The sequence below is a fragment of the Lentzea aerocolonigenes genome, from assembly GCF_000955955.1.
In the GTDB taxonomy this organism is placed as follows: Bacteria; Actinomycetota; Actinomycetes; order Mycobacteriales; family Pseudonocardiaceae; genus Lentzea; species Lentzea aerocolonigenes_A.
This window is the reverse complement of record NZ_JYJG01000330.1, coordinates 21,868-28,717: the sequence shown is the minus strand read 5'-3', so window position 1 is coordinate 28,717 and position 6,850 is coordinate 21,868. Positions and strand designations below refer to the sequence as shown.

The window sequence follows — 6,850 nt, the reverse complement described above, 5'->3', positions numbered from 1 at the left end:
GGTGTGGCCCTTGCGGCGCAACGCCTCGGCACAAGCGAGACCGGCGGCCGAAGCGCCGACGATCAGCGTGCTCACGAGCTCACCGCGATGGCTGCGGCCGGGCAGACGCTGGCGGCCTCCTCGACGAGCGAGTGCAACGCGGCCGGCGGTTCGGCGTCCAGCAACACGACGATGCCGTCCTCGTCGCGCTGGTCGAACACGTCAGGGGCGAGCAGCACGCACGTTCCGGCGCCGCAGCACTTGTCCTGGTCCACGGTGATCTTCACGTTCGGAAGTCCTTCTGGGAGTCGTTGGTGACCGGCGCCAGCAAGAGGCCGACGAGCGCGTCGACCAGTCCGGTCGCGGTGTCGTGCCAGCTGGCGCGTGGCGTCGGGGTGTGGTCGGCGAGGGCGCGCTCGCGTTCGGCGATCATGTGCACGAGCAGCTGCCGTGCCATGTCGTGCCGTTCGGCGCGCACGTCGTCGGGGAGGTCCGGCAGGCACGCGTTCATACCCGCCAGGATCCGCATGAGCGACGGCGACGACTGCGTCTCCTCGATGATGATCGGCCGCAGTGTCGGGTCGGTCATGACCTGGGCGCCGAAGCGGGCGAACCAGGTCGGGCTGCCGACCGTCGCGAGGTGCTCGGTGACCGGCCGGACCAGGCACGACAGCCAGGTCCGGACGTCGGCGGGATCCTCCACCGATGCGACCATGCCCTGGCGGATCTCCTCGATCTGCGCCAGGTGCCTGCGCGCGATCGCCCGCACGAGGTCGGCCTTGGTGCCGAAGTGGTAGCCGACGGCCGTGTTGTTGCCCTGCCCGGCGGCCTCGCTGACCTGCCGGTTCGAGACGGCCAACACCCCGTGCTCGGCGAACAGGCGCTCGGCCGCGGTCAGGATCAGCTCACGGGTGGCGTGCGCCCGCTCCGCCCGTGACGGGGTGTCGTCGACCTTGTTCATTCAGCTCACCATCGCACCGGTAGTTCCACGAGCCCGCCCACGACGAGCCCTTCGACTCGGCGTAGATCTTGCACCGGAACCGCCAGTTCCAGCGACGGGAGCTTCCTGAGCAGCACCTCGAGCACGACCTGCAGCTCGGTGCGGGCCAGCGGCTGGCCGAGGCAGGCGTGGGCTCCGGCGCCGAACGCCAGGTGTTGGTTGGGGCTGCGGCGCAGGTCCATCGAGGACGCGTCGGCGAACGCCTCCTCGTCGCGGTTGGCCGCGGCCATGCTGCACATCGCGGTGGTGCCTGGCGGCAGGACGACCCCGCTGATCTCGACCTCCTCGGTCAGGTAGCGCGCCATGCCGACACCCGCGTTGGCGTCCAGTCGAAGCGCTTCCTCCACCGCCGTGCGCACCAGCGACGGGTCGGCGAGCAGCGACTCCCAGCGGCTGCGGTCCGACAGCAGCATCGCCACCATCTTCGTGATCATGTTCGCGGTCGTCTCGTGGCCCGCGATCAGCAGCCCGATGCCGGTGGCGACCAGGGTCCGGTCGGACATCGGCTCCGGGTCCGTGACCAACGCGCTGAGCAGGTCCTCGCCGGGGTTCAAACGCTTCGACGCGATGTGCGCGCCCATGTACCGCCCGAACTCCTGCTCGGCCGTCTTCATCTCGGCCGAGCTGTTGCGGGTCATGCTCAGCATCGTGTCGGACCAGTGCGAGAACTGGTCGCGGTCGTGCTCGGGCACGCCGAGCATGTCGCAGATGACCCACACGGGCAGCGGAAAACCGAGCGAGGCCTTCAGATCCGCCGGCGCACCCTTGAGCACCATCTCGTCGATCAACTGCTCGGCCATCGAAGCGATTCCGGGCCGCAACGCGTTCATCCGCTTGGCCGTGAACCACTTGCCGATGCCGCGGCGCCACGTCAGGTGCGCCTCGCCGTGCTGCGGGATCACCTCGGCCATCTCGCTGTTGAAGATGCCGCCGTCCTCGCTGTCGGCGATGCGCGCGGCGTCGTCGCCAGGAGTGGGCCGGGTGAAGCGCGGGTCGGACAGGATCTGTTTGACGTCCGCGTGCCGGGTGAGCAGCGCGGCCTCGTCGCCACTGGCGAGTTGCACGTGGGCCACCGGGCATTGGGACCGCAGCTCAGCCCACTCGGCTGGTGGTTCGAGCGCTGCGTCGGACTCGAAGGGAAAACGCGGCAGTTCGTCTACTTCGGACATCGAGGGACACTTCCTCGGTGGTAGGGGCTGGCTTGTTTCCAACATGCCCACCCCGATGGTTTAAGTCAAGTGACTGACTTAGACTGGCGACGTGCTCCTCGAAGAAACGCGTCCGGTGACGCGCCCGAACCTGGTCGTGGCGGTGCTGGCGATGGGCGGCATCGTCGTGTCGCTGATGCAGACGCTGGTGATCCCGCTCCTGCCGAGGTTTCCGCAGCTCCTGGGCTCGTCACCCGGCGACACGACGTGGGTGATCACCTCGACGCTGCTGGCCAGCGCGGTCGCGACGCCCGTCGTCGGCCGGCTCGGGGACATGTACGGCAAACGCCGCATGCTGCTGGTGAGCCTGATCATGCTGATCCTGGGCTCGGTGGTCGCCGCGCTCAGCTACTCGTTGCTGCCGATGATCGTCGGCCGCGCCATCCAGGGCCTGGCCGTCGGCGTGATCCCGCTCGGCATCAGCATCATGCGCGACGAGCTGCCCGCCGAGCGCCTGGCCTCGGCCACCGCGCTGATGAGCGCGTCGCTCGGTGTCGGCGGTGCTTTGGGTCTGCCCGCTGCGGCGTTCCTGGCCGAGCAGAGCGACTGGCACAACCTGTTCTGGACCTCGGCGGCAGCGGGTGTGATCGTGCTCATCGCCGTGCTGTCAGTGGTTCCGGAGTCGCCGGTCCGCAGTGGTGGCCGCTTCGACCTCCTCGGTGCCGCCGGGTTGTCGATCGCTCTCATCTGCCTGCTGCTGGGCGTGTCCAAGGCGTCGACGTGGAGTGTCAGCGCTACCACCGGACTGTTCGTCGCGGCGGCAGTGGTGCTGGCGGTGTGGGGCTGGTGGGAGCTGCGGACGGCTCAGCCGCTCGTCGATCTGCGCACCACGGCACGTCGTCAGGTGCTGCTGCCCAACATCGCGTCCGCGGTGTTCGCGTTCTCGATGTTCGCGCAGTCGTTGGTGTTGCCGCAGATCCTCCAGCTGCCGACGGCCACCGGGCACGGCCTCGGGCAGTCGCTGCTCGTCACGGGACTCGTGCTGGTGCCGTCCGGTCTGGTCATGATGGCGACGGCGCCGGTGTCCGCGAAGATCACCACGGCACGCGGGCCGCGCGTCACGTTGATGCTGGGCACCGTCGTGGTCGCAGTGGGTTACGGCGCAGGCATTTTCATGATGACCGCCGTGTGGCATTTGGTCGTCGTGTCGGCCGTGATCGGCGCGGGCATCGGCCTGGCCTATGGCTCGATGCCCGCCTTGATCATGTCGTCCGTGCCGACGTCGGAAACCGCTGCCGCCAACAGCCTCAACACTTTGGCGCGCGCGATCGGCACGTCGACCTCCAGCGCCGTGGCGGGTGTCGTGCTCACCCAGGTGACGATCCCGTTCAGCTTCAAACTGATCATGGGCCTGGGCGCCGCGACCGCGCTGCTCGCGTGCGTGGTCGCGACGTTCATCCCTCGGGTCAGCCGAAAAATGCCGTGAGCTCACGGGCGACGTCGTCGGGTGCTTCCTCGGAGAGCCAGTGCCCGGCGTTGATCGCCACCGTCTTGAAGGTCGTCGCGAGGTCCGGCAGCGCCGCGGCCATCTGGTCGTGCGACAACACGGACGCGAGCCCCAGCACCGGCGGCGTCAGCTTCGCGTACGTCCTGCCGTCCGCGATGTCCTGGTGGAACGCCTTGTACCACCCGTTGCCGGCCCGGATCGCGTCCGGCGAGTTGTACGCCCGCGCGTAGATCTGCCGCGAGCGCTCGTCGATCGCGGCCGGGTTGAACGCGGTGTTGGCGAACAGCCAGTCCAGCAGGAACCGGAACCTGCCGGCGAGCAACTGCTCCGGCAGCGTCTGCACCTGGTTGAACGCGAACCACCACAGGCTGAAGCCGCCGGGCCGTGGCAGCAATGGCATCTCGTAGTAGTGCTCGTCAGGGTGCAACACGTCCAGCAGCGCAACTTTGCGCGTGGCTTGAGGGAAGTTGGCCGCGAAGCTGAACGCGACCTGGCTGCCGATGTCGTGCCCGGCGATGTTGACGTTCTCGTAGCCGAGCTTGCGGACCAGTTCGTGGATGTCCGTTGCCATCGTCTTCTTGTCGTAGCCGCCCTCGGGCTTCGATGACCCGCCCATGCCACGCAGGTCGACCACGATCACGCGGAACTTCGTGGCCAGCGCGGGCATGATCTTGCTGTACTCCCACCAGGTCTGCGGCCACCCCGGTAGCAGCACGAGAGGCTCACCGCGCCCACCCGTCACGTAGTGCAGGCGCACGCCGTTGACCTGGGCGTAGTTGTGCTTGAAACCCGGCAGATCTGCCTCGTGGTTGTTGTTGTCGGCGGACGCGACCCCGGTGTCCGCCGCACTCATCGCGGCAATGCCCGCTGTTAACGCGAACATGCTGCGTCTGTTCAACTCCGACATTCTCGGTGCCCCCATTCAGCCCGGCGCTCGCCGAGCGCCGGTGCAGCCTAGGTCGAGATGGTCAGTTCATCCAGAGAGTCGGTAGGCAACAGTTGGCCAGATCGATCCTTTGATCTCGCGGTCGGCGTCACGATCGGGATCCCGGACGAATCCCGCGCGCTCGGCGACCTTGCGCGAACCGGTGTTGTCGCGGTGCGCCCACAGCCTGACCTCGGTCACCTCGCGGTTCGCGAAGATCCAGGCCACGAACTCGCTGAGTGCCTTGGTGGCCAAGCCTTTCCCGCGGGCCGGCGCTGCGACCAGATAGGACACGTGACCGATGCCGTCCTCGACGTCGACGGCCACGTTGCCGCAGCGTTCGCCCTCGTCCTCGATGCAGAAGGACTTGGCGGACGGGTGATCTCGTCGTGTCTCGATCGCGGCCGCGACCTGTTCCTCCGTGAGCGTGGGCGGATCGGCGGTGTAGCGCTGGACTTCCGGGTCCCTGGTGGCTTCGGCGTACCAGGCCGCGTCCTCGACGGTCCACTCGCGAAGTCTCACGTGAGCTCCGCCGAGTCCGTGAGCTGCAGCTTGCGCCGGGCCCGCTGGTAGAACGTCGTCATCCCGAGCCGGACCACACGCGCAGCGGCGGGGCGCCCTTTCAGGTACACGCGTTCGCCCGGTTCGACATAACCCGCGACCATGCCGTCCACCTCGACGGCCAGGCGACCACTCGACGGCAGCAGATCGAGCTCCACCTCGTCGTTCACCGACAGCACCACTCCGCGGCTGTACGCGGAGTGCGGTGCGGCCGGGGTGACGAGAAGCGCTTCGACGGACGGGCTGGTGATCGGCCCGCCCGCGGAGAAGCTGTACGCCGTCGAACCGGTCGGCGTCGCCACGATGACCGCGTCCGCCGCGTAGCTGACGAACGGCTGACCGGCCACCCGCACCGCCACCCGCGCGCTGCCGTCGCCCGGCACGCGGACCACGGCGATGTCGTTGAACGCCGTCACCTTGCCGCCGTTGAACTCCGCGTCGACGGCCAGGCGCGGTTCGACGGTGAACGCGTGGGCGTCGATCGCGGACAGGGCAGCGGGGAGATCGGGCACGTCCACCTCGGCCAGGAAGCCGAGTTTGCCCAGGTTGACGCCCAGAACCGGCGCGCGCTCGCCGTCGGCCAGGCGCATGGCGCGCAGCATCGTGCCATCGCCGCCGAGGCTCACGACCAGGTCGGCGCGGCGGCCCAGTTCCTCCGCGGAGACCGGGGTGGCCGCGCATTGGAGTCGCTGGATCTCGTCGGAGATGCCGAGGATCTCGACGCCGCGGTTGGTCGCCCAGCCGAGCACGGCGGCGACGGCGTCGGCGGAGTCGCGTTGCGGGTGCAGCACCAGGCCGGCGGCGTGCACGTCAGCACTTCCTCAATGGGGTCACGACGCCAGTCTGCCGAATTCCCACGGGTCGTGTGCGCTGAAGAGGGTGACCTCGCCGGAGTGGTCGCGGGCCAGGATCCGCAGCCGGGCTTGAGTGTCGACGCGAAGACCGTGGTCGACCTCCGAACCGGTCTGCACGATGTCGAGCAACGGGTGCGGTTCGGGGTCGGCGTCCAGTTCGCGGTGGTAGTAGTACGCGTCGCCGCAGTGCAGCAGCCACCGCGATCCGTCGTGCACCGCGATGCCGGTGTGCCCTTCGGTGTGCCCGCCCATCGGGACGAGCTTGAACTCCTCGGGGAGACCGGCGGGCTGGATCGACGAGAAGCCGAACCACTGGTCGCCTGTGGACTCGTAGGTGCGCCACTGTGGACCGTGCGCCCAATGGGCCGGGCGGTAGCGGCGGCTCGGGGCCTCGGTGAGAGCGGCCCGGAGTTCGGCATCCAGCAAGTGCACCGTGGCGTGCGGGAAGTCCGGCAGGCCGCCGCAGTGGTCGACGTCCAGGTGCGTGAGCAGGACGTGCCGGACGTCGGACGCCGTGAAGCCGAGACGTTCTACCTGGCGCAACGCGGTTTCGCCCTCGGCCAGCGCGGGCTGGGCCATCTCGACCCACTCGGCTCCGAGGGTGCCGGACGGGTCGCGGACGTCGTCGAGGCCGAGTCCTGTTTCGACGAGGACGAGGCCGTGTCGAGGCGTTTCGACGAGCAGGCAGTGGTTCACGGCGGGCGTGCTGGGCAGACCTTCGTAGGTGGGGTCGATCTCGCGGACGGAACCGCAGTTCAGGTGATGGATCTTCATGTCACCAACCGTGCAACTTGAACCGCGATTCAAGTCAAGCCCTCGGCCGAACGGCTGATGTGGAGGGTGGCGAACCGGCCGTTCGGCGTCCGGGGTTGACCT

Annotated in this window: 8 protein-coding genes; 1 reads left to right on the top strand and 7 read right to left on the bottom strand. The window is 68.6% G+C overall.

Going from position 1 to position 6,850, the window contains the following annotated elements; all coding sequences use genetic code 11:
* Positions 1-71 precede the first annotated feature (71 nt).
* From UK23_RS35930 to UK23_RS35920, 3 genes are read right to left on the bottom strand one after another with little or no spacing between them, the layout of a single operon-like run.
* On the bottom strand, positions 72-266 hold the full coding sequence (locus UK23_RS35930; protein ID WP_045316205.1) for a ferredoxin: 195 nt from the start codon (positions 264-266) through the stop codon (positions 72-74).
* Complete coding sequence (locus UK23_RS35925; RefSeq protein ID WP_045316204.1) at positions 263-940, bottom strand: TetR/AcrR family transcriptional regulator; 678 nt, start codon at positions 938-940, stop codon at positions 263-265. Before UK23_RS35925 ends, UK23_RS35930 begins: the two co-directional genes overlap by 4 nt.
* 5 nt (positions 941-945) lie before the next feature.
* Positions 946-2,148: a cytochrome P450 gene (locus UK23_RS35920; RefSeq protein ID WP_045316203.1), complete on the bottom strand. Its 1,203-nt coding sequence runs from the start codon at positions 2,146-2,148 to the stop codon at positions 946-948.
* A gap of 151 nt (positions 2,149-2,299) precedes the next feature.
* Here UK23_RS35920 and UK23_RS35915 point away from each other — a divergent pair, with 151 nt between their 5' ends.
* Positions 2,300-3,613 carry an MFS transporter gene (locus UK23_RS35915; protein ID WP_082115254.1) on the top strand — a complete coding sequence of 438 codons (1,314 nt, stop codon included), beginning with the start codon at positions 2,300-2,302 and terminating at the stop codon, positions 3,611-3,613.
* Here the strand turns inward: UK23_RS35915 and UK23_RS35910 are convergent.
* From UK23_RS35910 to UK23_RS35895, 4 genes are all read right to left on the bottom strand, one after another.
* Complete coding sequence (locus UK23_RS35910; RefSeq protein WP_231114833.1) at positions 3,594-4,541, bottom strand: alpha/beta fold hydrolase; 948 nt, start codon at positions 4,539-4,541, stop codon at positions 3,594-3,596. The two genes, UK23_RS35915 and UK23_RS35910, sit on opposite strands and share 20 nt — an antisense overlap.
* A 66-nt stretch (positions 4,542-4,607) precedes the next feature.
* On the bottom strand, positions 4,608-5,081 hold the full coding sequence (locus UK23_RS53155; protein ID WP_045316200.1) for a GNAT family N-acetyltransferase: 474 nt from the start codon (positions 5,079-5,081) through the stop codon (positions 4,608-4,610).
* Positions 5,078-5,929 carry an NAD(+)/NADH kinase gene (locus UK23_RS53150; protein ID WP_045316199.1) on the bottom strand — a complete coding sequence of 284 codons (852 nt, stop codon included), beginning with the start codon at positions 5,927-5,929 and terminating at the stop codon, positions 5,078-5,080. Before UK23_RS53150 ends, UK23_RS53155 begins: the two co-directional genes overlap by 4 nt.
* A 21-nt stretch (positions 5,930-5,950) precedes the next feature.
* Positions 5,951-6,748, bottom strand: a complete 798-nt coding sequence (locus UK23_RS35895; RefSeq protein ID WP_045316198.1) for an MBL fold metallo-hydrolase — start codon at positions 6,746-6,748, stop codon at positions 5,951-5,953.
* Positions 6,749-6,850 lie beyond the last annotated feature (102 nt).